28 protein-coding genes are annotated in these 26,362 nt (G+C 28.3%); 7 read left to right on the plus strand and 21 right to left on the minus strand.

Going from position 1 to position 26,362, the window contains the following annotated elements:
- Positions 1–12 precede the first annotated feature (12 nt).
- Positions 13–870: a LysR family transcriptional regulator gene (locus ACLVEP_RS00755; RefSeq protein ID WP_412582172.1), complete on the plus strand. Its 858-nt coding sequence runs from the start codon at positions 13–15 to the stop codon at positions 868–870.
- A gap of 34 nt (positions 871–904) precedes the next feature.
- On the opposite strand, the gene ACLVEP_RS00760 is transcribed toward ACLVEP_RS00755, so the two are convergent.
- Together ACLVEP_RS00760 and ACLVEP_RS00765 are read right to left on the minus strand one after the other, a co-directional pair.
- Positions 905–2,389, minus strand: a complete 1,485-nt coding sequence (locus ACLVEP_RS00760) for a glycoside hydrolase family 1 protein (RefSeq protein WP_412582173.1) — start codon at positions 2,387–2,389, stop codon at positions 905–907.
- 86 nt (positions 2,390–2,475) lie between these two features.
- Complete coding sequence (locus tag ACLVEP_RS00765; RefSeq protein ID WP_412582174.1) at positions 2,476–3,318, minus strand: aldo/keto reductase; 843 nt, start codon at positions 3,316–3,318, stop codon at positions 2,476–2,478.
- Between the two features lie 83 nt (positions 3,319–3,401).
- Between ACLVEP_RS00765 and ACLVEP_RS00770 the strand changes: the two genes are divergently transcribed.
- The gene (locus ACLVEP_RS00770; RefSeq protein ID WP_412582175.1) at positions 3,402–3,809 is read left to right on the plus strand and encodes a MerR family transcriptional regulator; all 408 of its coding nucleotides are present in this window, start codon (positions 3,402–3,404) and stop codon (positions 3,807–3,809) included.
- Positions 3,810–3,823: 14 nt separating this feature from the next.
- Here ACLVEP_RS00770 and ACLVEP_RS00775 read toward each other — a convergent pair whose 3' ends face one another.
- The 3 genes from ACLVEP_RS00775 to ACLVEP_RS00785 all read right to left on the minus strand — a co-directional run bounded on the left by ACLVEP_RS00775 (position 3,824) and on the right by ACLVEP_RS00785 (position 7,409).
- A complete protein-coding gene (locus ACLVEP_RS00775) occupies positions 3,824–4,657 on the minus strand; it encodes an aldo/keto reductase (RefSeq protein WP_412582176.1) in 834 nt (277 codons plus the stop codon).
- 149 nt (positions 4,658–4,806) lie between these two features.
- Positions 4,807–6,456 (minus strand): RNA-binding domain-containing protein, encoded by a 1,650-nt coding sequence (locus ACLVEP_RS00780; protein ID WP_320096937.1) that lies wholly within the window; start codon positions 6,454–6,456, stop codon positions 4,807–4,809.
- A 62-nt stretch (positions 6,457–6,518) separates the two neighbouring features.
- Positions 6,519–7,409 carry a MurR/RpiR family transcriptional regulator gene (locus ACLVEP_RS00785; RefSeq protein WP_412582177.1) on the minus strand — a complete coding sequence of 297 codons (891 nt, stop codon included), beginning with the start codon at positions 7,407–7,409 and terminating at the stop codon, positions 6,519–6,521.
- Between the two features lie 185 nt (positions 7,410–7,594).
- On the opposite strand from ACLVEP_RS00785, the gene ACLVEP_RS00790 reads away from it, so the two are divergent.
- Positions 7,595–9,019, plus strand: a complete 1,425-nt coding sequence (locus ACLVEP_RS00790; RefSeq protein WP_412582178.1) for a 6-phospho-beta-glucosidase — start codon at positions 7,595–7,597, stop codon at positions 9,017–9,019.
- Positions 9,019–9,639, plus strand: a complete 621-nt coding sequence (locus ACLVEP_RS00795; protein WP_412582179.1) for a YczE/YyaS/YitT family protein — start codon at positions 9,019–9,021, stop codon at positions 9,637–9,639. Before ACLVEP_RS00790 ends, ACLVEP_RS00795 begins: the two co-directional genes overlap by 1 nt.
- 577 nt (positions 9,640–10,216) lie before the next feature.
- On the opposite strand, the gene ACLVEP_RS00800 is transcribed toward ACLVEP_RS00795, so the two are convergent.
- The 5 genes from ACLVEP_RS00800 to rpsF all read right to left on the minus strand — a co-directional run bounded on the left by ACLVEP_RS00800 (position 10,217) and on the right by rpsF (position 13,040).
- Positions 10,217–10,591 (minus strand): desulfoferrodoxin family protein, encoded by a 375-nt coding sequence (locus tag ACLVEP_RS00800; protein ID WP_195993341.1) that lies wholly within the window; start codon positions 10,589–10,591, stop codon positions 10,217–10,219.
- Between the two features lie 83 nt (positions 10,592–10,674).
- Entirely contained in the window at positions 10,675–11,496 is an 822-nt protein-coding gene (locus ACLVEP_RS00805; protein WP_412582180.1) for a YwqG family protein, read from the minus strand.
- 514 nt (positions 11,497–12,010) lie between these two features.
- A complete protein-coding gene (rpsR, locus tag ACLVEP_RS00810; protein WP_032091007.1) occupies positions 12,011–12,241 on the minus strand; it encodes a 30S ribosomal protein S18 in 231 nt (76 codons plus the stop codon).
- Between the two features lie 17 nt (positions 12,242–12,258).
- Positions 12,259–12,741, minus strand: coding sequence for a single-stranded DNA-binding protein (gene ssb, locus ACLVEP_RS00815; protein WP_022001179.1), 483 nt, complete (start codon positions 12,739–12,741; stop codon positions 12,259–12,261).
- 17 nt (positions 12,742–12,758) lie between these two features.
- Positions 12,759–13,040 (minus strand): 30S ribosomal protein S6, encoded by a 282-nt coding sequence (rpsF, locus tag ACLVEP_RS00820; protein WP_118463546.1) that lies wholly within the window; start codon positions 13,038–13,040, stop codon positions 12,759–12,761.
- A gap of 179 nt (positions 13,041–13,219) precedes the next feature.
- Between rpsF and ACLVEP_RS00825 the strand changes: the two genes are divergently transcribed.
- Positions 13,220–13,564 carry a hypothetical protein gene (locus ACLVEP_RS00825; RefSeq protein ID WP_412582181.1) on the plus strand — a complete coding sequence of 115 codons (345 nt, stop codon included), beginning with the start codon at positions 13,220–13,222 and terminating at the stop codon, positions 13,562–13,564.
- On the opposite strand, the gene ACLVEP_RS00830 is transcribed toward ACLVEP_RS00825, so the two are convergent.
- Together ACLVEP_RS00830 and ispD are read right to left on the minus strand one after the other, a co-directional pair.
- Positions 13,544–13,894, minus strand: a complete 351-nt coding sequence (locus ACLVEP_RS00830) for a hypothetical protein (RefSeq protein WP_412582182.1) — start codon at positions 13,892–13,894, stop codon at positions 13,544–13,546. The genes ACLVEP_RS00825 and ACLVEP_RS00830 overlap by 21 nt on opposite strands.
- Positions 13,891–14,529, minus strand: a complete 639-nt coding sequence (gene ispD, locus ACLVEP_RS00835) for a 2-C-methyl-D-erythritol 4-phosphate cytidylyltransferase (RefSeq protein ID WP_412582183.1) — start codon at positions 14,527–14,529, stop codon at positions 13,891–13,893. The genes ACLVEP_RS00830 and ispD overlap by 4 nt, the downstream gene beginning before the upstream one ends.
- Before the next feature lie 105 nt (positions 14,530–14,634).
- On the opposite strand from ispD, the gene ACLVEP_RS00840 reads away from it, so the two are divergent.
- Complete coding sequence (locus ACLVEP_RS00840) at positions 14,635–15,552, plus strand: nucleotidyltransferase family protein (protein ID WP_412582184.1); 918 nt, start codon at positions 14,635–14,637, stop codon at positions 15,550–15,552.
- Positions 15,553–15,577: 25 nt separating this feature from the next.
- Here the strand turns inward: ACLVEP_RS00840 and ACLVEP_RS00845 are convergent, their stop codons facing one another.
- Positions 15,578–17,080, minus strand: a complete 1,503-nt coding sequence (locus tag ACLVEP_RS00845; protein ID WP_412582185.1) for a DUF5605 domain-containing protein — start codon at positions 17,078–17,080, stop codon at positions 15,578–15,580.
- A 174-nt stretch (positions 17,081–17,254) separates the two neighbouring features.
- On the opposite strand from ACLVEP_RS00845, the gene ACLVEP_RS00850 reads away from it, so the two are divergent.
- On the plus strand, positions 17,255–17,809 hold the full coding sequence (locus ACLVEP_RS00850) for a VanZ family protein (protein ID WP_412582186.1): 555 nt from the start codon (positions 17,255–17,257) through the stop codon (positions 17,807–17,809).
- A 47-nt stretch (positions 17,810–17,856) separates the two neighbouring features.
- On the opposite strand, the gene ACLVEP_RS00855 is transcribed toward ACLVEP_RS00850, so the two are convergent.
- The 8 genes from ACLVEP_RS00855 to ACLVEP_RS00890 all read right to left on the minus strand — a co-directional run bounded on the left by ACLVEP_RS00855 (position 17,857) and on the right by ACLVEP_RS00890 (position 26,210).
- Positions 17,857–18,711 (minus strand): Cof-type HAD-IIB family hydrolase, encoded by an 855-nt coding sequence (locus ACLVEP_RS00855; protein WP_412582187.1) that lies wholly within the window; start codon positions 18,709–18,711, stop codon positions 17,857–17,859.
- A 4-nt stretch (positions 18,712–18,715) separates the two neighbouring features.
- On the minus strand, positions 18,716–19,528 hold the full coding sequence (locus ACLVEP_RS00860) for a Cof-type HAD-IIB family hydrolase (protein ID WP_412582188.1): 813 nt from the start codon (positions 19,526–19,528) through the stop codon (positions 18,716–18,718).
- 118 nt (positions 19,529–19,646) lie between these two features.
- Positions 19,647–20,504, minus strand: a complete 858-nt coding sequence (locus ACLVEP_RS00865) for a MurR/RpiR family transcriptional regulator (RefSeq protein WP_412582189.1) — start codon at positions 20,502–20,504, stop codon at positions 19,647–19,649.
- Positions 20,505–20,551: 47 nt separating this feature from the next.
- Complete coding sequence (locus ACLVEP_RS00870; RefSeq protein WP_412582190.1) at positions 20,552–21,160, minus strand: hypothetical protein; 609 nt, start codon at positions 21,158–21,160, stop codon at positions 20,552–20,554.
- 18 nt (positions 21,161–21,178) lie between these two features.
- Entirely contained in the window at positions 21,179–21,487 is a 309-nt protein-coding gene (locus ACLVEP_RS00875; RefSeq protein WP_412582191.1) for a PTS sugar transporter subunit IIB, read from the minus strand.
- Positions 21,488–21,502: 15 nt separating this feature from the next.
- The gene (locus tag ACLVEP_RS00880; RefSeq protein ID WP_412582192.1) at positions 21,503–22,924 is read right to left on the minus strand and encodes a glycoside hydrolase family 1 protein; all 1,422 of its coding nucleotides are present in this window, start codon (positions 22,922–22,924) and stop codon (positions 21,503–21,505) included.
- Between the two features lie 250 nt (positions 22,925–23,174).
- Positions 23,175–24,512 (minus strand): ATP-binding protein, encoded by a 1,338-nt coding sequence (locus tag ACLVEP_RS00885; RefSeq protein WP_412582193.1) that lies wholly within the window; start codon positions 24,510–24,512, stop codon positions 23,175–23,177.
- 297 nt (positions 24,513–24,809) lie between these two features.
- Positions 24,810–26,210 (minus strand): glycoside hydrolase family 1 protein, encoded by a 1,401-nt coding sequence (locus ACLVEP_RS00890; protein ID WP_412582194.1) that lies wholly within the window; start codon positions 26,208–26,210, stop codon positions 24,810–24,812.
- Between the last annotated feature and the right edge of the window lie 152 nt (positions 26,211–26,362).

The following is a 26,362-nucleotide window of genomic DNA, read 5'->3' on the forward strand; positions in this document are numbered from 1 at the left end:
GAGGAATACATTATGATAGAACTTAACCAACTTGAACAACTTATTTGCATTGCTGAAAATAAAACAATTTCTAAAGCAGCCAAAGAATTATTAATTTCACAACCAGCCCTTTCACGTTCTATGCAAAGATTAGAAAGTGATTTAGGAGTAGAACTCTTTGATCATTATAAAAATAAAATTGCTCTTAATAAAAATGGTGAATTAGCTGTTAAACATGCTCAAAAAATCATTAAAAATATTCAAACAATGGTAAGTGATGTACAAGAATATGATCAATCATTTCATCGTATTTCTATTGCAACTTGTTCTCCTGCACCAATGTGGGATATTGAACCATTAATTCAAGAAATCTATCCCCAAATGAATATTCAAACAAAAGTTCTTGAACAAAAAGAACTTCTGACAAAATTAAAAGAAAAAGAGTATCAACTAATTATTACACCTGAACAAGTTGATGACTCTCAATATGTTTGTATTCCATATGTAGAAGAAGACTTATTATTATCATTACCTTTAAATCATCCTCTTACAAAGAAAAAAACAATTAAGTTTCATGATTTAGATGGACAAACCATGTTACTTTATTCAAATATTGGTTTTTGGCATGATTTACATATGCAAAAAACACCAAAAACAAAATATTTATTACAAGAAGAACGCCTTACTTTTAATGAAATCGTGAAAGCTTCTACGCTTCCTTCTTATACTTCAAATCTTTCTATTAAAAGAGAAGGAAAGATGTCTGATCGTATTATTTTACCAATTGATGAAGATGAAGCTCATGTGACTTATTATGTTGTTATGTTAAAAGAAAATAAGAAGAAATATAAAGAACTCATTGATAAAATAGATCAATATTATGATTATTAAAAACCCGTAAGTCTTATGACCCACGGGTTATTTTTTAATCTAAATCAGTTCCATTAGATTCTATTACTTTTTTATACCAATAGAATGAATCTTTTCTTCTTCTTGATAAATCTCCTGTACCATCATCATATTTATCAACATGAACAAATCCATAACGTTTTGCTGTTTCTCCTGTAGAAGCTGAAACTAAATCAACACATCCCCACATAGTGTATCCCATTAAGTCTACACCATCTTCATTAACAGCAGCATCCATAGCTTTAATATGATCTCTTAAATAATTAATTCTATAAGTATCATGAATTGATCCATCTTCTTCAATTGTATCAAATGCTCCTAAACCATTTTCTACAACAAATAATGGCATTTGATAACGATCATATAATCTATCTAAAGCATTTCTAAGTCCTGTTGGATCAATTTGCCAGCCCCAATCAGAAGCACTTAGATAAGGATTTTTTAAACCAAGTGATAAGTTTCCACCACCTGCTCCTTCATATTCTTCTGGATTAGAAGCAGCAACTTGTGACATATAATAAGAGAATGATAAGAAATCAACTGTTCCTTCTTTAATGATTTCTAAATCACCATCTTCAATTGGAAGAGTAATTCCTTCTCTTTCAAATTCTTTTAAACGATAAGATGGATAATATCCTCTACATTGTACATCTGTATAGAAAATATTATTATGAGTATTTTTCCATGCAGCTAATGTATCTTCTGGATTACATGTCATTGGATAAGTTAAAGTATAAGCTAACATACATCCAATTTTAAAATCAGGATTGATTTGATGTCCTAATTTAACAACTTTAGCACTTGCGACAAATTGATAGTGTGCCATATTGATCATTGTTTGTTTATCTTTTGTAAGCACACCACCTTCCATCCATGGTGACATTTCTATACAGTTGATTTCATTAAATGTAAGCCAATATTTAACTTTATCTTTATATCTATTAAAAACAACTTCACAATATCTTACATAACAATCAATTGTTCTTCTATCAGCCCATGAATTCCAAGCTTCAGTTAAAGCAAGTGGTGTTTCATAGTGTGATAATGTGACTAATGGTTCAATACCATATTTTTTACATTCATCAAAAACATCATCATAGAATTTTAATCCTTCTTCTAATGGTTGTTCACCTTCCATACCTCCATTAGCGAAGATTCTAGACCAAGCAATAGATAATCTAAAACATTTAAAGCCCATTTCTGCCATTAAAGCAATATCTTCTTTATAGTGATGATAAAAATCAGTAGCTTCATGGTTAGGATATAAACAATCATCAAAACATTCAAAATGATCAACATCTTGATAATCAGCCCCAACAAACATAGGTGCTTTTACTTTTTCACCTGCTTTATTAATAAAAGTAATACAACGAGGTTCTGTATGTGTTCCGTTAGTGATAACATCATCACTCGATTTACCACGTCCTCCTTCGTTCCATCCACCTTCATATTGGTTAGCAGCTGTTGCTCCTCCCCATAAAAAATCTTTTGGTAAACTCATTCTATGTCCTCCTTATTTATTCTTTATCTAGAGTATATCATAAGATATATAATTATCATTGTATGTTCATATTATGAAAATTTAGTTTATTTTTCTAACATACTTAATGTTCTTTGATAATCTTGTGAAGGTTTTGTATTATATTCTAATAAATCAAATGAAGCTAAATAATTCATTTCTTCTTCATTTAATGTAAAATCAAATAAATTTAAATTATCTTTCATCCATTGTTTTTGCATTGGTCTTGTAATCACACTTATACCCTTTTGAACAAGATACTTCATCGCGATTTGTCTTGTTGTTTTATGATATTTTAAAGCTATTTCTTTTACTCTTTCATCTTCATAAATTGCTAATGTTTCTTCTTTACCAAAAACTTGATACCCTTGTAATAAAGTTCCTCTTTCTTTCATTACTTCATTCATCTGTTTTCTTTGGCATCTTAATGTGATTTTTATTTGATTGACAACAGGAACAACTTTATTAAAATGAATTAAATCTAAATATTGACTTTCTTGATAATTAGAAATACCAATACTTCTAATTAAACCTTCTTCATACATCTTTTCTAATTCTCGATAAGCATGATAAGTATTTCCATAAGGCCAATGAATGAAAACTAAATCTAAATAATCTGTTTGTAGCTTTTTCATTGATTCTAATAATGATTTTCTTACATCTTCTCCTTCAAAATTGGTAAACCATACTTTTGTCGTCAAAAAAATATCTTTTCTATCGATACCTGCTTTTTTTAAAGCATTTCCTACAACTTCTTCATTTCCATAGATTTGTGCACAATCAAATAAACGATAACCTTCTTCATAAGCTTCTTTTAATACTCTTGTACATTCTTCTTCATCAAAAATATTCATTGTACCAAATCCTAATAATGGCATCTTTAAACCATTATTTAATGTAATATATTCCATCTTATTCTCCTTTATTTTTTATCTTTGATTGATTACAATAGAATTGTAATATCCTCGAGTGACTCGAGGTCAAGGAGAAATTTATGTATACTTTAAAACAAGTGTGTCAAATGTTGAATTTATCAGAACATACCGTTCGTTATTATACAGATATCGGTGTGATAACTGTCCAAAGAGATCAAAATAATCGTCGTATCTTTGATGAACAAGCTATTGATTGGTTAAGAGGAACCTGTTATTTAAGGAGTTTAGGTATGTCCATTCAAGATATTAAAACCTTTCATGAACTATGCATGCAAGAGGGTGATGAAGCAATCAAACAAAGACTTGATATTCTTTTAAAACAAAAAGAAAACGCTGAAAAAGAATTAGAGATTGCTAAAAAACGTATCGAATTTTTAAATCATAAAATAGAAAAAGAAAAAAAGATTCTTCATCATCTACTTCCAGATGATAAGAATCCTAGTAAAAAGAAATATTCTAAAGAATGATATTTCTTTTTTTATTACCACGTCATTGCCATTTCAACCATTGATGGATCTTCTGGGTTTCCAATCATTGCTTGTTGATGGTCTAATGCTTTTAAATCATTCATTTCTTGTTCAGTAAGTTTAAAATCAAAAATATTGATATTTTCTTGAATTCTATCTTCATGAATAGATTTAGGAATCACAATAACCCCATTTTGAACATTATATCTTAATAAGATTTGTGCAGGTGTTTTATGATATTTTTGAGATAATTCAACTACTTTTTCTTCTTGAAACATTTCATTTGCTTTACCTTGTCCTAAAGGAGCATAAGCCATATGAGCGACATCATATTTATCTTCCCATTCATGATGTTTATGTCTTTGACAATATAAATGTGTTTCTATTTGATTAATAGCTGGTTTTACTTTATTAAATGAAATTAAATCAACTAATTGATCAGGTTCAAAATTAGAAACACCAATCGCTTTAATAAGACCTTCTTCATAAAGTTTTTCTAATTCTTTCCATGCTTGATAATAATTTCCAAAAGGCCAATGCAATAAAACCATATCTAAATAATCTACTTGTAAGTTCTTTAAAGAATTTAAAACCGTTTCTCTTGTATTTTCATAAGATTTAAAATTCACTTTTGTAACAATAAACAATTCTTTTCTATCAATACCACTTAATTGAATACCTTTCCCTACTTCTTTTTCATTACCATAAGCTTCAGCTGTATCAATTAAACGATATCCTGCTTTAATTGCCTGACAAACAGATTTTTCACATTCATCTCCATTATTTAGAAATGTACCAAAACCAACCATCGGCATTTTTATACCATTATTTAATGCTTTATATTCCATCTCTTTTACCTCCGTTACTTTTCTATCATTATAGAAAGTTCGAGTAACTCGAGGTCAATAGTTTTTTATAATTGCGTTCCACTATGGATTGATTTGGAACGATTTGGAACGATTTGGAACGATTTGGAACGATTTTATTATAAGAAAATCTATTTCTTATTTAATTTATATATCGTAGCTCGCGCCTTCCCCTCCATTATTAATATACCCTTTTCTCTCATTTTTTTGGTAAAGGTTGCAGCTTGTTTTTTAGTGCATCTACACAATTCTCTAATAGTTTCATTATTAATACTTTCATGTGTATCTAAATAATCTAATATTAAATTTTTAGATTTTAAATAAGTTACACTTTGGTCTTGGGTGTAATTTATATCAGATTTTACTTGATGATACATACTTGGTGTCATCATATATACTCTTCCAGATTGTTCGATAAGATTTAATTTTTCTAAATGAATTAACGCATGTTTTACTTCACTCATTGATCTTTGTGTTATTTTTTTAGATTGTGATAAATTTATATTTTTATTTTCAAATAAATAGCGAAGAATCATTAATTCAGATAAAGAGAATGAAATCATATTTTTATCTTGTGTTTCCACTATAAACTTTACAAACCCTTCATCTTCTAAAACACTATAAAGAGTTAAACGAATTGCATCATCATATGCCGTATATTCTGGATATGGTTTTCCCATAGATACCATTTCTTTATACATAATATCTATACCTTGTCCTGATCTTTGTACATATCGTAATCTTTGTAATGTTTCTGCAATTAGTTTATTTCTTGGTAAAGATGGATGCGTAATAATATTATTAATCGTAATATCTGCCATAAATCCACCCGGACTTTCAATAACTAATTTATCAGAATAATGTTTAACATATATCGAACCAGGGCTGTCATATCTACGATGTGTATAAGCATTTAATATAGCTTCTTGAAATACTCTTTCAGAAAAATCATATAATTCAAGTCGAAATAATCCTACTTGTACATTAATTAAATGATTATAATCTTGAATTTTTTCAGTTAACCTATCTAATACTGAAATAATGGGCATTTTTAAATCTAATCTATTATCATATTCTTCTCTATTATTATCGCTATAATGTAAATAAATACATTCTGCCTGTGGCAAGAATTTTTGAATAGCTGATTCTTTTCCAACAAATAATAATCCTGCAACATTAAGTTTTAATCCTTCTTCTGTTTCTACCAATAAAGATAAATCTTTTAAAAAAGATATGTCATCTAAATCGACCAATGTTGACTGTAAATCACGTGTTTTTAATTTTTCTTTCAACTTATATACTTCTAATAAATTAATATCATCCACACATGATTGGTTAATAACCCTTGAAGAATAATCATTTTCTTCATCAAATGTTTCTTTCATTCTATCAGGTGTATATGGCTTTGAATTTTTCCCAAGTCTTTTGTAATACTCACCCGAAGAGGTTCCACATAAACGATTACTTTTGTCAACTGTAATAACAATAACATCTTTTCCTTGTGACTCAACAATTTCAGCCCTTGTAAAAAGATTAGGCGTTGTACGATCATAAATACTCTCTATAATATTTTGCAAATCATAATTTGTACACCCTGTAATTTCTTTATTATCTTCTACTCCCAACAATAAATATCCACCATTAGAATTAGCAAGTGCAACAATCTCCTTTACACAAAGCTTTATCATTTGTTTGAAATTTGGTGTTGCTATCCACGATTTAAACTCTATTTCTTCACTTTCACCTTGATTGATTAAATTTAAAAGCTCTAATTCGTTCATCTGCTCACATTCCTTTCTTCACTCATTATACCAAATCTCATTTTAGCTCACACCAATGAATTTTATTTTTTATCTTCATCTTTCAACAAAGAAACATTAGAAAAACGCTCATGATCTAATTCTTTAGATATTTCTTTTTTCATTTCAATATTTCTTTGATAATCATGTTCAAAAACACAAGCAAAGATTAAATCTAATAAATAATGGATTGAAATATTAGAAGAAAAAGTTGAGATTTTATTAGATAACTTTTCTTTTGTAGAAATAGGAAGCCATGTATCTGCCAACTTTGAAAAAGTATTATCACCAATACTTGTAAGTGCAATTAAAGGACAACCTTTTTGTTTAATTCTTTTCATAGCATCTAATAATTCCAACGTCTCTCCTGAATAAGAAATAAATAATGAACATGTATTTTGATCTGTATAATAAGATTGATAATAATAAGAATCTTCATCTTCTACAATATTGACTGTTTTTCCAATCGTACGCATTTTTAATTTAAAATCATAAGCAACACTAATAGGATGCGTAATACCATAAACATTAATTATTTGACATGAATTAATTAAAAGAATTGCTTTTTGGAAATAATCATGATCTAAAAGTTGATACGTATCTAAAATACTTTCTGAAAGTAAAGAAGACATATTTTTTGCAATCTTAAAGATTGAATCTCCTTGTTTAAAAGGATAATTAGCATCTACATAGGTTGTTTCTTTATTTAAATAACTGATTTCTTCAATCAATGCTTTTTTAAGCTCTTTCCATCCTTGATAGCCACATTTTTGTGAAAGACGTACTGTTGTCGATAATGATGTATACGTTTCTTTGGCTATTTCTGAAATTGAAATATCTTGTATACGATGTTGATTATCAAGTAAATAATGAGCAACAGTTTGTTCATTTGGGGTTAAATGATCATAATATTCTAATTTTTGAATGAGTAACATATTTTTCCTCCTTTTTATAAATAATTGGAAATTTATAGTTCTATTTTACTTATTTTAGGAAAAAATTTCCAATTTTATCTTAAAATAGATCATTTAATAGGAAATAATTATTAATCAACACATCTTATCTATTCATTTCTATTATTTATGATTATGATAAATGCGAAAAAAAGGAGGATGTATCAATGTTGAAGAAAGATTTTTTATGGGGTGGTGCAGTTGCTGCCCATCAATTAGAAGGTGGTTATTGTGATGGTAAAGGATTAAGTGTTGCTGATGTCATGACTGCTGGAGCACATGGAGTTGCTAGAGAAATTACTGATGGATTAGTAGAAGGTAAATATTATCCTAATCTTGAAGCCATTGATTTTTATCATAGATATAAAGAAGATGTAAAATTGTTTGCGGAAATGGGATTTAAGTGTTTTAGAACATCGATTGCTTGGACACGTATTTTTCCTAATGGAGATGAATTAGAACCTAATGAAAAAGGATTACAATTCTATGATGATTTATTTGATGAATTATTAAAATATGGAATTGAACCTGTCATTACTTTAAGTCATTTTGAAATGCCTTATCATTTAGCTAAAGAATATGGTGGATGGCATAATCGAAAAATGATTGACTTCTTTATGAACTTTGTAGAAGTATGTTTTAAACGTTATAAAAATAAAGTGAAATATTGGATGACTTTTAACGAAATCAACAATCAAGCCAATTATCATAACGATATCTTTGGTTGGACAAATGCTGGTGTTCTTTATAGCCAATATGAAAATCCAGAACTTGCTATGTATCAAAGTGTGCATCATTTATTTGTTGCAAGTGCTAAAGCCGTTATCTTAGGGCATCAAATCAATCCTGATTTTAAAATCGGATGTATGTTAGCGATGGAACCTGTTTATCCATTTGATTGTAAACCATCAAACAATCAACTTGCCCTAGAAGCTATGCATGATCGTTATTTCTTTAGTGATGTTTTATGTCGTGGACATTATCCAGCTTATGCTTTAAAGATGTTTGAAAGAAAAGGATATCATCTTGAAATGGAAGATAATGATTTAAATATCTTAAAACAAGGAAAAGTGGATTACTTTGGATTTAGTTATTATATGTCTACAACAGTTAATGGTGAAAGCACCATTGATCTTGCTTCCTCTGTTGAAGCTGTAAATGAACATAATGTTGAAAATCCATACTTAACTACCACAAAATGGGGTTGGACAATTGACCCTGAAGGTTTACGTTATATTATGAATGCTATTTATGAAAGATATGAAATTCCTTTATTTATTGTAGAAAATGGTTTTGGCGCAATTGATGAACTTGTTGATGGTACTGTACATGATCAAGATCGTATTAATTATTTAAAGGAACATATTGTTCAAATGAAAAAAGCTATTGAAGAAGATGGTGTTGATTTGATAGGTTATACACCATGGGGATGTATTGATCTTGTTTCTTTTACAACAGGTGAAATGAAGAAAAGATATGGATTTATTTATGTTGATAAAGATAATGAAGGAAATGGTACATTAAAAAGATATAAAAAGGATTCTTTTGAATGGTATAAACAAGTCATTGCTTCTAATGGAGAAAAACTTTAATGAAAAAATATTGTCTTTTTATTCTTACTTTAATGATGGTTTCTATTGGAGATTCCCTTTGTTTTAAAGCAAACATTGGGGTTTCTCCCTATGAAGCTTTAGCTTTAACTTTTAATTATATATCACATATTAAAGTAGGAACGCTCACTTTATTTGTGAATGCTTGTATGATTCTTTTTCAAGTCATTTTCTCTAAACAATTTAAAATAAAATATGTTCTTCAATTTTTAATGAGTTTATGTTTTGGAATGGTTGTTAATACGATTGTTTATCAAGTATTAGGAGGTATTTCTCTTCAATACTATCAATCACTCATTATGGAAATCATTGGTTTATGTATTTCTGCCAGTGGTTGTGGTTTACTTGTTGCTTTAAATGTATGTGTTTTCCCTTGTGAAGGCTTTGCCTTAACTTTTTCAAATACATTTAAAGTAGATTTTCAAAAAACAAGACAAGTTATAGATATTATCCTTGTTATATCATGTATAAGCTTATCACTTATTTTTCAATGTGGTTTTGCCCTAAGAGAAGGAACCATTATCGCAACTTGTATCTTCTCACCAATTATGGGATTTGTACAAAGAAGTGTGACAAAAGGACTTAGCTTACAAAAAGGCTAAGTCCTTTTTTAGTGATTTTTTAATATAAATCTTAATTGACCACCTGTTTCAGATGGTTAATTAAGATATAAATCAATAATTTTATAGAATTTCTAAATATACAAAAAAATCATAATGCTCTAATCTCCAAGTCTTACCAGCAATACTTAAAAAATGTGATTCGAAAATGAAAATGTCCTAAATTTATTCCAATTTCCTTATTGACAATGAGACTCGATTCCTAAGAACCTAATAATTCATCAAAAAAGCAAAAAATGAAGTGAACCTCCTAAGTTGTTGGTCCAACTTATTCAGTTCACTTCAATTCGAAACTTTTTTAATCAAATAAACGATGTTCATCCTCACTTGGTATTTTATAAAGCATACATAAACTAAACCAACGGTTGCATAAACAAATTTAATTACCATTTTTTAAGACGTATATCTTGTTTTAAAGTGTTTGTTTTTATTATACTTACCATTGTTTATATATTATTAAGAATTAATATACTAAAAACTATTTATCAAATGATAATTATAATTGAACTGTTCATATAATACATATAAAAAGACCATTTCTGGTCTTTTTATAGCTTCATTATTTTTTCCACAATCCATGAAGATTACAATAAGCATACACTTCTTCTACTTTTTCATCTTCTAAGATTTTAAAATCAACACTTGGTTTTTCTCCTGGTTTTAGATATTTTCTTTGAATACCTTTATCTGTTTTTAAAGAAACCCATTCAATCCAATGTTCTGCTGTCATTGGATGTTCAACTTCTCCTACAAATACATGAACAGTATCTCCTTCCACTGTATAAACAGGAATATGTTTTTCAAATGCAGCATCTTCTATTCCTGCTTGAAGTTCTTTCATAACTTCTCCACAACATACCACAGGGACTCCTTTATCTTCAACTTTTTCAATCACATTTCCACAGTGTTTACAAATATAAAATTTTTGTTTCATAGCCTTTTCCTCTTTTCTATAAGTAGTAATTATTCCTATTTATAATATAAACTATTTTTCTCTATTAAGCAAACAATATGCATCTAATAACAATCCCAATTATAGCGAACATGACTAAAATCTTTATTTTTTAAATCTTCTTTTGAAATAAAGAAATTACCGATGCCTGAATCGCCCCATAAAATATGATCTTGTGAATCAAGTTGAAATAACAATACTTCATTACTATCTTCTTGACGAGGATCATATTGTGTGAAAAAAGGATAACCGCCTATTTGACAAGGAATCAAAGTAAACAAATCATTTAATTCATCCATTACCTCATCATCTTGCATAGCTTCTTTTAATTTTTCATCTAAATAAGTATCAACAACTTCATCAAAATGAATATCATTCATTGTTATAACTTGTTTATCTAAATGAGCCTTTAATAAAAAAGTTGTATCTTTTTCTAAAGGCAGATCAGTATCTTCGCTCCATTGAAACCTATAGATACATAATTTATCTACTAATTTTGGTACTTCTTCTAAATAACGTAAACACCACCCTGATTGGTTATATTCATTATCAAAGTCTAATCCATAAACATCATCATCTCCACTAATAAAGATTTGAAGTAATCCTTTTTCTGGAAGATCTTTTATATGAGGTATTTGTTCAAAATTTATTTGTGCTAATAAATATAAAGGTGCTCCTGTTTTTTGATTTACTGGAAGATTTTGATCTCTAGGTACATAATAAGCACCACCTACTTTACTATCAAAGATATGTGTTTCTTTTTCTTCTAATTCAAAGCGTATATATTCAATTTCACTTACTTCTTTTAATCTTTGATAGATTCTTTTGGCAGGTTTTTCTTCTTGTTTATTATTTTCTTTTTTTAATAGTTTGTCTAAAAATCCCACAATGATTCCTCCTTTATACTATTGTATCAATTAATTATTATTTAAAAAGAAAAAACTCTTTTTTAGCGAATACATATGTTGAAATGAAATTCAACATATGTACTATATAAAAATAATATTAGTAGGACTTTTATGAAATGTCCTCTATTCAAAGACAACTTTATTTATTATTTGATAAAAGAAAACAAAGTCTTTTCGTTGATGATTTAACATATCAAAGAATACGATCTCAAGTTGAATATTACGGAGTGGCCTTGCCACACCGTAATATTCAGAAAGTAATTTAAAACGTAATCCATAATCATGTTTCATTACTTATAGATTTAGGATATAGCCCAACAATTGTAGCTGATAGAATTGGTGATACGGTAGATACTGTTTTAAAAACATATAGCCACTTATACGCCGAAAGTAAAGAAGCACTATCAGAAAAACTCAATAGTTTATACAAATGATGTCAATATGTTTTTAAAAACAAAAAAACCTTGAATTTATCAAGGTTTTTTAATAGTTATTATTCACCAACGTATGGTAATAATCCCATTTGTCTAGCACGTTTGATAGCTACTGCTAATTGTCTTTGATATTTAGCAGAAGTTCCAGTTACACGTCTAGGAATGATTTTACCGTTAGCTGAAACAAATCTTTTTAATAATTCAACATCTTTATAATCGATGTAAGTAATTTTGTTTTTTGTAAAATAACAAACTTTTCTTCTACCCATTCTTTGTCTTTTAAAAGCCATGTTCATATACTCCTTTTCTAAAATTGAATATCGTCTTCCATGATATTAAACGAATTATCAAAATCTTTTTCTAATTCAACTGTTTGCATATCTTGGAAATTATCTGTTTGTGGTTGAGCAGGTTGAGAATATTGATTATTCATCATACCTTGGTTCATAGAACTTTGGTTTCTTTCTCTTTGAGCTCTTGTTTCTAAGAATTGAACAGAGTCACAAACAACTTCTGTAACGTATACACGTTGTCCTTGAGCGTTATCATAAGATCTAGAACGAAGTCTACCTTCAACTCCTACTAAAGATCCTTTTGCACAATATTGTGCAACATTTTCAGCGACTTTATTCCATACAACGCATGAAATATAATCAGCTTGTTGCCCATCTGCAGAGTTATAGTTACGATTTAATGCTAACGTAAAACTTGTAACTGCAGCCCCGTTTCCAGTTCTTCTAAGTTCTGGATCACGAGTCATTCTACCAACCATAACAACTCTATTAATCATCGTCAAATGCCTCCTAATTATTTACGAAGAGTTAAGTGACGTAAAACTGAAGCGTTGATTCTTGATAAACGTTCGAATTCAGCGATTTCTGCTGGTGCACAAGTTGCATCAACTACAACATAGTAACCTTTTGTGTAATCTTTAATTTCGTAAGCGAAATCACGTAATCCCCATTCGTTGACATTATCAACTGAACCACCGTTAGCAGTTAAGATTGATTTGAAGTTTTCAATTAAAGTATTTCTAGCTTCTTCTTCAACATCTGGTTTTACAATAAACATAATTTCATATTTATTCATCTCTTTTACCTCCTATGGTCTTTTGGCTTACTTTTTAGTAAGCAGGCAGTAAAATAATCTTTACATGCTCGTCCATTATATCTTATTGTTTACTTTTATGCAATAATAAAATGATTATTTTATGTAATTTTACCCCTTTATAGGCATGTTTTTTTCATATGCTATATTGAGGTGATATTATGGATTATCTATTATTTTTATTTTGGATATTTTTTATGATTTTATTTCATTATTTAATCAAAAATGATTTTTCTTTTATTCAAAAATATCTTAATAGACTTTTTAAATATTCTCCTTTATTTAAAGAATATTTAAAAAAGTATTTAAAAACTATTTTATATACATTTTTTACTTTTATTGTTGGTAAGACTTTTGAACATCTTGATATGTGGGTAGATTTGTTTTTTGTTTCTATATGGATGTTAGTAGATGAAAAAGAAAATATAAATATTGAAAATAAAAAAGAAACAATACCTTCTTTAATTGGTATTGTTCTAGGTTTATTACTCCAATACTTTATATGATTTTACTTTTATACTTTGGATATCTTTATTTTTTATATCTAATGTTCCTTCATAGTAAATATATATTCTATTTCCTTTGATAAGACCTTTATTAGAATCTATTGCTCCTGCAATAGAAATTAAATACTTTTGATGATCATTTGTTTCTATCAATAATGTTTCATCACCCACATTTTTAATTGTTCCTACAACTGTTTTATATTGACTTAAATCTTCTTGATCATCAGATTTAAAATGAAAATATCCAAAAATAACTCCTATTAAAACAAATAAAGCAATTAAAATCCAAACTATACTCTTTTTCTCTTTCCTAATATGCTTACCTTTCATTTTAAATCTTCCTGTGTTGTAATTTTTAAATTACTATAATCCCCTAATACTGCTTTAATATCCTTATCTATATATCTTTCAAATAATTGACTATCATCAGTCGCAACATATCCTTCATCTTTTGCCTTTTGATAAGCCACCTTAATATCTTCACTTCTAAATACTTGTGGTGTTTGAGCCTGCATCAAAGTTTCTCTTTTTAAAGTTTTAACAACAATACCCTCTTTAACTTCTTTAATAGTATCTTTACAAGGAACCATTAATAACCCAGCATCATATGTTTTTAAACATTCAACTAAATCATTAATACTTTGTTTACTTACATACGGTCTTGCTCCATCATGAATAAAAACATAATCTTCTTTTACTTTTTGTAAACCTTCATAAACACTATCTTGTCTTTCTTTTCCACCAAAAACATAGTCAATTCTTGGATCATTGACTAATTTTTTAATTTCTTCTATTTCATTTTCTTTCGTTACAACAATAATTTGTTTACATCTATTATCCTCTAAAAAATGAGAAATATTCATTTCATAAACAGTTTGATTATTTATTTTATAAAATATTTTATTATACTTCAAACCTGTTCTTTTGCCACTTCCAGCACATAAAAGAATTAAACTATAGTTCATGTTTTTCACCTCATGATTATTTTATCACACCGTGATAAAATAATAAAATTTACATGGATATTTATGAAAATATGTTATAATCTTGTTTATACAAAGGAGATAAATATGAATACAACACTTATTATTATGGCGGCTGGAATTGGTTCACGCTATGGAAAAGGAATTAAACAACTTGCGAAAATTGGCCCTCATGATGAAATCATTATGGATTATTCAATCTATGATGCTATCGAAGCTGGATTTAATAAAGTTGTTTTTATTATTAGAAAAGATATAGAAAAAGAATTTAAAGAAGTTATTGGCAATCGTATCCAACAATATATTCAAGTTGAATATGTATATCAAGAAATTACACATATCCCTAGTGGATGCAGTGTCCCTGAAGGAAGAGTAAAACCTTGGGGAACTGGTCAAGCTATTTTAGCTTGTAAAGGTATTGTTAATGAACCTTTTGTCATTATTAATGCTGATGATTATTATGGAAAATTAGCATTTAAAAAACTTCATGATTTTTTAATTAGTGCTAATCAAGAACAAAGTGAATTTACAATGGCTATGGCTGGTTTTATCTTAAAGAATACTTTAAGTGATAATGGGACAGTGACTCGTGGTATTTGCGTAGAAGATGCAGATGGTTATTTACATAGAGTTATTGAAACAAAAGGTATTATTAGAAATGATCATGGAACAATTGATTGTGATACAGAAGAAAGTAAAGATATTATTCAAGAAAATAATCGTGTTTCTATGAATATGTGGGCTGGTTATCCTCATTTTATTGATTATCTTGAAAATGGTTTTAAAGAATTTTTATTGAATAAAAATGATGATCCTCTTACAAAAGAATATTTATTACCAATTATTGTTGATCAACTTATCAAATCAAAAAGAGCTTCTGTTAAAGTATTAGAAACAACAGATAAGTGGTTTGGAGTTACTTATCCAGAAGATAAACAAGCTGTTCAAGATTCTATTCAAGAACTTATTCATCAAGGTGTTTATCCTGAAAAATTATGGAAATAAAAAGTCTAGCAAATTGTTAGACTTTTTATTTTATCTCTATCATACGTACTGCCATATATTGTTTACCACCTAAACAAATACGTATTTTACCTTCATAAATATCTGGTAATTCTTTAATTTTCATATTCCATGTATCAATTAATTCTATCTTGTATTTTTTACCTTGTGGTAATGTATAATTTCTATACATCATCTTAAAAAATCCATAATAATATAAATACCAATGATCTTCTTTACAAAGACAAATTGAATCCCAGTTTTCTTCATGATTTTCAGCAGTTAATTTTAATGGTTTTACTCCTTGTGGAGCATTTTCAATAATTGTTTTTAAAAAGCCAATTCTTTCAACACTTTCTCCATAAAGCTTACCACCATGTGACCACCAAATAGATGGACCTTTATCTACATAAGTTTCTCCATGAGAAAGATAACCTCCTCGAAGACATCCTTCCCAATATCTTCTTGTTAATTCTTGTCCTGTTAAGCTTCCCCAACCATAATCAATATTTCCTTCATAACCTACTTCATCAATAATCACTGGTTTATGATATTCTTCACGCCACTGACTTACCATTTCAGCAGTTTTATAGACATCTACTCTTTGTACACTGACATGTGTTATCCATGATTTATGATAATCATAGAAAGGAATACAATTGTGAATAGATCTTAAATGTCCATAAACATCATATTTCATAATAACTCTAGCATATTCATCCCAAGCTTCAATGCTTTTTTGAGGCATTAAATCATATTCATTAGCAAGAGACCACCATACATTTTTATAATGACTTAATCTTCTAATAACATAAGAAAGATAATAAATATCTTGTTGTTTTGTCATTTTACTTAATCCCCAACGATCATAAGGATGAAATAAAATAATATCTGCTTGAATACCTAGTTCATCAAGTTGTTGAATTCTTTTTTCTAAATTTTCAAAGAAAGTATTATCAAATCTTGTAAAATCAAAACCTTTTTCATCTTTTATAAAAGCATAGTTTTGAGGATCTTCTGTATTATAACTATAATATTTAGGGAAGATACACATTCTTATTTTATTGAATGGTGAATGTTTTAAGGTATGTAATGTTTCTTCTTGAAGCTCATTTGTTTGATTGATCCAAGCATAACATGTTGTACCAAATGGATAATAGTTTGTACCATCTTCATAAGCAAAATGAAAATCATCTTCATTGTCATAGAAGTTTATTTTATTTTTAGACATCACATCTTTTTTCAAACAAACACGTCCATGATTCTTCTTGCTTGCTTCATCACAAACAAATTCTCCTTGGATCCCATTCATTTGAGAATCATTACTTTCTACAACATATTGCCATTTCCCTGTTTTTTGTGGCATAAAACGTATTTCATACAGACCATTTCCTTTATAAAATCCTTCTGTTTCAATCTTTTCATTTTCATTTATAAAACTTGTTTTTATTATAATATCTTTAAAAGGATTTCCTTCTTTTGTACCTACCAATTCTTTTTGAAAAATCTTATATTTTTCTACATGTTCCATTAAAATCACCTCACTTTATTATAGCTTTGTTTATTAAAAGAAAAAAGTAACTTCTATATATAAAAAACATAGAAAATTAATACTATTTTGATATTTTAAATTCTAAATTATTTTTATACTTTAACTATAATTAAGAGAGGAGAGCAAGAAATTAAGAGAGGAGAGCAAGAGCAAATGATTAATTCATTTAAATTTTATGATTATAGTGGCAATAATATCATTGAATTTCCGTATATATTATTTATAGTAAGTGCTATTTTACTTACAATCATTTTTTATAAGTACAAGAAATTTTCTATTATTTATAGTAGTATATGTGCTCTATATATTTCATTATTATTTTGTGTATTATTTTTCCCAGTAGTAACAAATCCAGGTAATCATTATCATTTTTCCGAAGATATTAAATATATGGTAACTTTCTATAATCCATATTATAGGTTCTTACATCAAACTAAATATTCTATTTGTCATTTACTTATGTTTATACCTTTAGGATATCTTATTAGATATGAAACAACTTTATTTAAAAGTATTTTTATCGTTATTCTTATTGTTTTTGGAATTGAAAATTTACAAATATATATAAACTACTTTAGTGGATACGTTCAATACACTTATTGTACAGCTGATATCTTCTTCCATTTAGTCAGTGCTATAACAGGTATTATCTTGTACAAACCAATTAACTTTATCAGATACAAATTAAATAATTTGAGGTGTATGTAATATACACCTCCTTTTTACTAAAAAAGCTTTTGCCCAAGCAAAAACTTTTAACAAAGATTTAAAACATCATCAATTAAACCAAAATGAACAAATGCTTTATAAATACCATCTTGATCAACATCATCTGTAACATAATCAGCCATGGCTTTGATTTCATCACCACCGCTATTAACAGCCACACCAACATGACAATATTCAAGCATTGGAATATCTACTTTTGCATCACCAAAAGCAAAAGTATCTTCGATTGAAGCCCCTAAATGTTTTAATAACTCATCAATAGCGTGTCCTTTATCAATACCTTTAACACCTAAATCACCAAATAATGCAATTTCTCCAGCGCCACCCCAAGTACCAGGTTTTAAATCAGGAAATTCTTCAATTGAATCTAAACGATCTTGGTAACTATTTAAAATAAAGCTCACTTTATTACAATCATCTCGGTATAGTTCTCCTCCATAAATCATTTCAGGGAAAACTGTACGTACTGTTTGTTCACTGGCGTTTTCTTTTCCTTTTCTTTGACAATAAACTTTAATTACTGGATTTCCTTTTTCTTCAAAATTTTCTGAAGCAAATAAACCATTATTACTTTCTAAATAAAATTCTAAATTTCTAGAATGACACCAATCTACAATATGTTTACATTGTTCTAAAGTAATTAATTGATGCATCACAACAGTATCTTCATCTTTAACATAAGAACCATTACCACCAATCATTCCATCTAGACCAATATCCCAAATATAATCATAAACTTCAGCTTCACTACGTCCTGTACAAATATATACACGATGTCCATTTTTTCTTGCTTCTTTAATAGCTTTATCAGCAGAAGCAGGTAATTTGTTTTCATAATCTAATAATGTTCCATCGACATCAATAAAAATAATTTTTCCCATTTTTCTAATCTCCTAAAATAAATTTTTCAATATAATTTCCAATACCATCATGATCATTATCATCCGTAATATAATCTGCGACACTCTTTGTTTTATCACTTCCATTAGCCATAACGACACCAACACCAGCATTTAAGGTCATATCATAATCATTATCAGCATCTCCAAATGTCACAATTTCTTTAATATCAATATGATGAAGTTTTAAGATTTCAATTAATCCTGCTGTTTTAGAAACTCTTGGATCCATATATTCATAAAGAACACTTGCTGTTTTAAGGGATGATGATTTAAATTCATCACTATGGAATGTTTTTGATCTTTCAATGATTTTATCCATATCCTCTGGTTTACAAATAATAATTAATTTAGGTTTTGGATTTTGTAAGAATTCATTATAATCAACAACTTGATAAGGTACTCTATCTGCCTTTGACAACATTTGAATATGTTCATCATCTTTTGGCGCAAATAAGATACCATCTTCAGGAATGGCAAAGTTACAATCCATATCTTCATAATGTTTAACAATACTTTGAATCAATCTTCCATCTAAAGGAAATTGAGCTTTAGCGATATCTAGCGTATAGTCATAAATTTCTGCACCACCAGTACCAACAATCATATCAACAAGACCATCAATTCCCCATGTTTTTAATAAAGTTTGAATACTATTAACATCTCTTCCTGTAGATAAACCAAATAAGATTCCTTTTTCTCTTGCTTTTTTGATCATCTCTACTGTTTTAGGGGTAACCACCCCTTCACTTGAAAGAAGTGTTCCATCTATATCACACATAATTGCTTTTACATTCATAAAAATACCTCCTAAAGCTATCATAGAAAATCTCATTCTTTAAAACAATTTAGAGATAAAAAAAAGAATTTTTTTCTCAAAAATTCTCATTTTCTATTTATTATTTAGAATTCTTTTCTCATTTAATATTACCTTCTACAAGATTTTCATAATATTTTAATTTTCTATCTAAATTATTTTGATAATCCAATTCAAAATAACATGTATATAAAACATCTAAAATATAAAGAAGTGATAATCTTGTAGAAAAAGAGGATATCTTTTTATAATGATTTTCATAAGGTGAAATATATAATTGATAATCTGGTTTTATATCTTTAAAAGTATATTCATATGAAGAAATTAAAACAATTGGTGTTTTTGTTTTATTTAAAATACGAGGTACAATATCTGATAAAATGCCTCTTCCACCAAAAGTAATCACTATTGCTAGATGGTTTTCATCACTACTAGCGGCACTTAATCGTTGTTGATAATCTTCAATAGGAACATTGACATTTACACCTATTTCTTTCATTTGAAATTGGAAGTTTAAAGCAAAATTGATATTTCCTGCTGATGTATAAATATCAATCACTTTTGCTTTTTTCATTGCAGAAGCAATGAGTCTTAGTTGATCTAAACTAAAAAGATTAGCGGTTAAATTGAGAGTTTGTTCATAGTCTTCTTTGATTTTATGGACAATTTCATAATGAGTTTGAAACGGATTAACAGGAAAATCAAAGTTAAAATCTCCATTACTTTTTAGATAATCATTTAAAGAGCTCGTAATTTTTATTTTTAAGTCAGAAAATCCCGCAAGATTCAATTTATCGCATAAACGATAAACCGTCGCTGTAGAAACAAAACAGGCTTTACCAAGTTCTTTAGATGACATTTTTAAAACATCTTCTGGATGTTTTAAAATATAATCGGCTAGTATTCTTTCATTTTTAGAGAGCTCTTTATTTTCTTTTAAGTTCATAAATAAATTCATATTATCACCACTTCTATTTTAATATATTTATAAAGATAAAGAAAACCCTATTCAGGGTTTTCTAAGGTATCTTTTATAAGTTCTATGAGTTTATAAGCATCATATCTAGCAAAGATAGTTGCTGGTATCTTTAAGATTTGCTTATTCTTATATTTTTCTTGTAATAAAGCACATTGATAAGAAACTTGAGGTGCTAGTAAAATAAGATCATATTTTTGAGATACTTGTTCTAATTTTTCTAAACTAATTGCTTGAAAAATATAGTTTAATTCTAAAAGTTGTGCAGTCGTGTTAAGTTTTTCTACAAAATATCCTGTTGTTAGCCCACCTGAACAGGTTAAAAGTATTTTTTTTGCTGGTATATTCGTTATTTGAGACATATTTTCAAGCATCTCATAAAAAAGCTTACAAGCATGATTTAAATTTTGCATTTGAAAATGCAAATAACATTCTGCTTTATTTGTTTTTTTATTAATTATTGTAAATTCTATGATTGAATGAAGATTAAATGTGATTTTGCAAAGACAATTCTTCTCTTCTAAAATAACAGTATCTTGATCTTGAGGATCATTATAGACAATGCATGTCTTATTTTGTTGGTTAAAAAGCCACTTTCTAAAATAAACAACATAGAGTTCCTTATAAAACGCATCCATTTCGATGCACCCCTTCTACTATTTTCTAGCTTCTACAATTTCAATAGCTCTTTTTAAAACATTTGCGCCATTCATTGTTCCATAATCTCTCATATTAATAACTTCTACTGGAACTTGACCTTCTGCAGCTTTTTCAAGTCCTACTAATTGATGTCTAACTTGTGGTCCAAGCATAACAATATCCCATTCTTTTAAAACTTTTTCTGCTTGAGTAAAGCCTAAGGCAGTGATTGTTAAATCAATATTTTGTTCTTTAGCTGCCATTTCCATCTTTTGTACTAAGATGCTTGTTGACATTCCTGCGTTACATACTAATAATACTTTCATTTTCTTATTTCTCCTTTAATCATTTGTTAGATCTTCTCCGTTGGTTTTAATCACTTTTTTATACCAATAGAAAGAATCTTTACGATATCTTTTTAATGTTTTTAAATCAAATTCATCTCGATCAACATAGATAAAACCATATCTTTTTTTCATTCCTTCATGTGTAGAAATTAAATCAATGGCACTCCATGGATTATATCCCATCATTTCTACACCATCTGTAATAGATAATTGAATTTGTTTAATATGTTCTTGTAAATATTTAATACGATAAGGATCATGAATTTTTCCATCATCCGTTAATGTATCATAAGCACCTAAGCCATTTTCAGTAACCAACATTGGTAAATGATAACGTGAATACATTTCTCTCATGGTATTTCTAAAACCGACAGGATCAATCTCCCAACCAAACTCTGTTTTCATTAAATGTGGATTATGATATCCTTTATAAACTCCTGCTTCTCCTCGATCTGATTGTTGATCTGCACCTGGGTCAATTTCTTCTGTTCCATCACTTTCCTCAGCAGTAGATGTTGTATAATAATTAAAGCCAATAAAATCAGGATGACCGTTCTTCAATGCTTCTTCATCACCTTCGCCAAATTCTGGACATGCGTCATGTTCTTCTAAATAGGCCCATACTAAGTTGTTATAAACACCATATACCGCCATATCTAAATAAAGCCAGTTTCTAATGGCATTATAATTTTGAGCAGCTAAAATATCTTCTGGTTTACAACTTGCTGGATAAACAAGTCCAATATTAGGTGCTGGTCCAATTTTTGCATCTGGTAACATTTCATGACATAAAGCCATAGCTTTTGCTTGTGCAACTAATTGATGATGATTTTGTTGATAAATCTCTTTTGTTAAATTTGTTGTATTTTCAGGAACAATAAGTGTTCCAATCGTTGGTCCTACAAGAGTTAACATATTTTGTTCATTGATTGTTAACCAATATTTAACACGATCACCAAAGTTTTCAAATAAGACTCTTGCATATTCTAAAAACCAATCAATAGATTCTCGCTTACTCCAAGAACCTTTCTTATCTAATAATGCTGGCATATCAAAATGAAACATTGTCACAATCGGTTCAATTTGATATTTTAAACATTCATTAATTAAATTATTATAAAAATCAATTCCTTTTTGATTAATTTCTCCTATTCCTTTAGGTAAAATTCTTGACCAAGAAATAGAAAAACGATAAGACTTAAATCCCATTTCAGCCATTAACGCCACATCTTCTTTATAATGATGATAATGGTCTGCACATATTTTTAAATCAGATGTTCCTTCTGGAATAACTTTAACATCTTGACATGATGGACCTTTTCCATCTTCTAAGTTTGCCCCTTCTACTTGATAGGCACTTGTACTTGCACCCCAAAGAAAATCTTTAGGGAATGGTTTTAATTTTTTGTGTAACATTTCTTTTCCCTCCTTGCCCTTATTTTTACATAAAGAAAAAAGAAAAAAATCTTTCAAAACTGAAATAGAATTTTTTTCTTATTTATATTTTTATATATTCATTTTTAGATGAGAAAAATATCTCATTAATAAAGTATTTATTATTTTTTCACTGTTTTTTTAAAATTTAGTGATTTTCTATACATGAAACTCACTGTTTTTTGAAAAAACAGTGAATTTTTTACAAAATATACTCATAAATTATCATTTTTTATAAAATAAATTGTGTTAAATAAATTGGTAAACATAGTATATCTTGATCTTTAGATACATCTTTTGTATGAATGATATATCTTTCTAAAATTCTTGATGAGTATTTTTTATAAAATTCATCAATTGAGGTATGTTTTTTATAATTTGAAGATTTAACTTCTATTGGACATATTTTATTCTTTTTAGAGATGATAAAATCAATTTCATAATTGCGTTTTTGTTCAATATTTTTAAAAGTATAATAGAATAAGTCATGTCCATTAGCTGTTAGAATTTGAGCAACAGCATTTTCATAAAGATATCCTAAATTTGTAGATAACTTATCATTAAGTAATTTTTCATAAATTGTATTTTCTGTAAAATCTCTATCTTTAAATTGTAAGGTTACAAATAAACCTGTATCTGCCATATAAAGTTTAAATAGATTTAAATCTTTATATGCAGAAAGACCTATTTCAGGATTATTAGCATGATAAGCAACTGATATTGTTTTAGAATCTTTTAATTCTGATATTAAACTTAGAATAGTTGTATCTTCCGTTTTATAAGAATTTAATATTTTTTTTGTTTGAAAACCTTTTGTATTTTTGTTTAATTGGGAAGGAATAGCTTCAAACAAAAGTGCAAGTCTTCCAGTAGAATCAATTTTTCTAAAATCATCTTCATAAAGATTTATAATATCTCTTTTAATATCATCTACCTTTTTAAAATTATTTGTTTGTATATACTCATTAACAGCTTGTGGCATACCACCAACAAGCATATAAAGTCTAAAACTTCTCATAAGTTTTCTATTTAGTTGATCCCCTAATTTCTTTTTATTATCGAAAGTCATTTTTAATAAGCTCATCGTTGTTTTATCATCTAAAGCCCATAAAAATTCTTCATAATCCATTGGATGCATTTGAAGTTTTCTTTCCTCACTTGGAATTAAAATATCTTTTACATTTTTCTTTATAGAAATAAGAGAACCGGTTTCTATATAATCATAACGACCATCTTTAACTAAAAATTTAATAACTTGTCTTGCTTTTGGACATAACTGAACTTCATCAAAAATAATAACTGAATTTCTATTTTCAAGTTCTACATGATAATGTAACTGTAATTGTAAAAAGAAATAGTTTAAATCTGACATATCCTCAAACATTTCTTTAACTTCATTTGAAGCAATAGAAAAATCAATGAGAACATAACTTTTGTACTCATTTCTAGCAAATTCCTCAACAACTGTAGACTTTCCTATACGTCTGGCTCCTTCTATCAATAAAGCTGTTTTACCTTGTGAAGTATCTTTCCATTCTTTAATTTTATTATATATTTTTCTTTTGAACATGAATTTATACCTCCTATAAACATAGTATATCCAAAAATCGCATTTGTATCAATCATCAAACCTCCAATTTCCGCATTTGAAAAAGTACTCAAACCTCCAATTTCCGCATTTGAAAAAGTACTCAAACCTCCAATTTCCGCATTTGAAAAAGTACTCAAACCTCCAATTTCCGCAAAAAACATTAAATATAAAATAATTTATATTTAATGTCCCGCACTATTTTATATACCTTTATAGTAATAATTTCATTCTTATAGACAAAATAAAAGTGCCTACACTTAGTAGACACCTCTATGACTATTCAAATTCATTTGTTCTAGCAACTTCTCTAATCCATGCAGCTGATTTCTTTTCTTTACGTTTATAACCATCATCTAAGCATACACGAATAAATCCGTATCTATTTTTAAAGGCATTGATCCATGACCAGTTATCAATAACACCCCAATAATGATATCCTAAACAGTTAGCACCATCTTCAATAGCTTTAGCAATCCATTCTAAATGATCTCTAACGAATTCAATACGATAATCATCTTGAACTGTTCCATTTTCATCCATATATTTTTCTTCACCTTCAACACCCATTCCATTTTCAGAAATAAAGAAAGGTAAATCAGGACATTCTTTTTTAATTTTCATACCAAAGTCATAAATTCCCTTTGGATAAATTTCCCATCCACGATAAACATTCATTTTTCTTTCAGGCCAAATATAAGGTTTAGAAATACATGGTAAACCATTTTCATCAAACTTACTATCAGGCGCTTGTACACGTGTTGGTTGATAATAGTTAAATCCTAACCAATCTACTTTACCTTGAGCTAAGATGGCTTCATCACCTGGTCGACGATTAATTTCTACTTTCCAATCGTTTTCTACAGTATCTAAAACATCTTGTGGTAAATGTCCATGAGCAACAACGTCTAACCACCATCTATTGTGTAATCCATCAGTCATACGTACGGCTTCTAAATCTTCAGGAGATGGATTTTCTTTTGTATAAGGTGGAGCAAAACAGTTGATCATACCAATTTTAGCACCTTCACAAAGTTTACCTTCTGCTTTTAATTTTCTAAAGTTTGCTACTGCAAGACAGTGAGCTAATGTAATATTATATTGTACATTAATTGATTGTTTAAAATCTTTTTGATATGGATACCAAACACCATGTAAGAATTGTTGTTCTGGTTCTACAATAGGTTCATTGAAAGTAAACCAATATTTTACTTTATCTCCAAATTCTTCCATTGCAATCTTTACAAAGTTGGCATAAGCTTCAACAACTTCTCTATTTTGCCATCCACCACGTTTTACTAAATATTCAGGCATATCAAAATGATACATATTCATAAAAATATCAATTCCATTTTCATTTGCACAATCAATTAATTTATGATACCAAGCAGCACCTTCTGGATTTAATTTACCATCTTGGTCTAACAAACGAGTCCATTGCATAGAAGTTCTAAATGATTTAAAGTTTAAACTTTTTAATAATTTAATATCTTCTTCATATTTATGGTACATATCATTTCCAACATATGATCCCACATTATTAAAGAAAGCATTAATTTCTTGATCAGAATACATATCCCAATAAGAACGTAATCTTCCACCTACATTCCAGGCACCTTCTGTTTGAGGTCCTGACATTGCTGCACCAAAAAAGAAATCTTTAGGTAATTTAATAGTCATCTTTTCTTCCTCCATTATTTTCATGATTATTATACTGTCATTATATCATGAAACCATAGTTGTTAGAGGAAATGTATTTTATTTTCAAAGTATTATTATTTTACTTAATTAACCATCTGACACATCTTTTGATTTAACTCCGTTATTCTCAC

The sequence above is a fragment of the Faecalibacillus sp. genome, assembly GCF_047023275.1.
Lineage (GTDB): Bacteria > Bacillota_I > Bacilli_A > Erysipelotrichales > Coprobacillaceae > Faecalibacillus.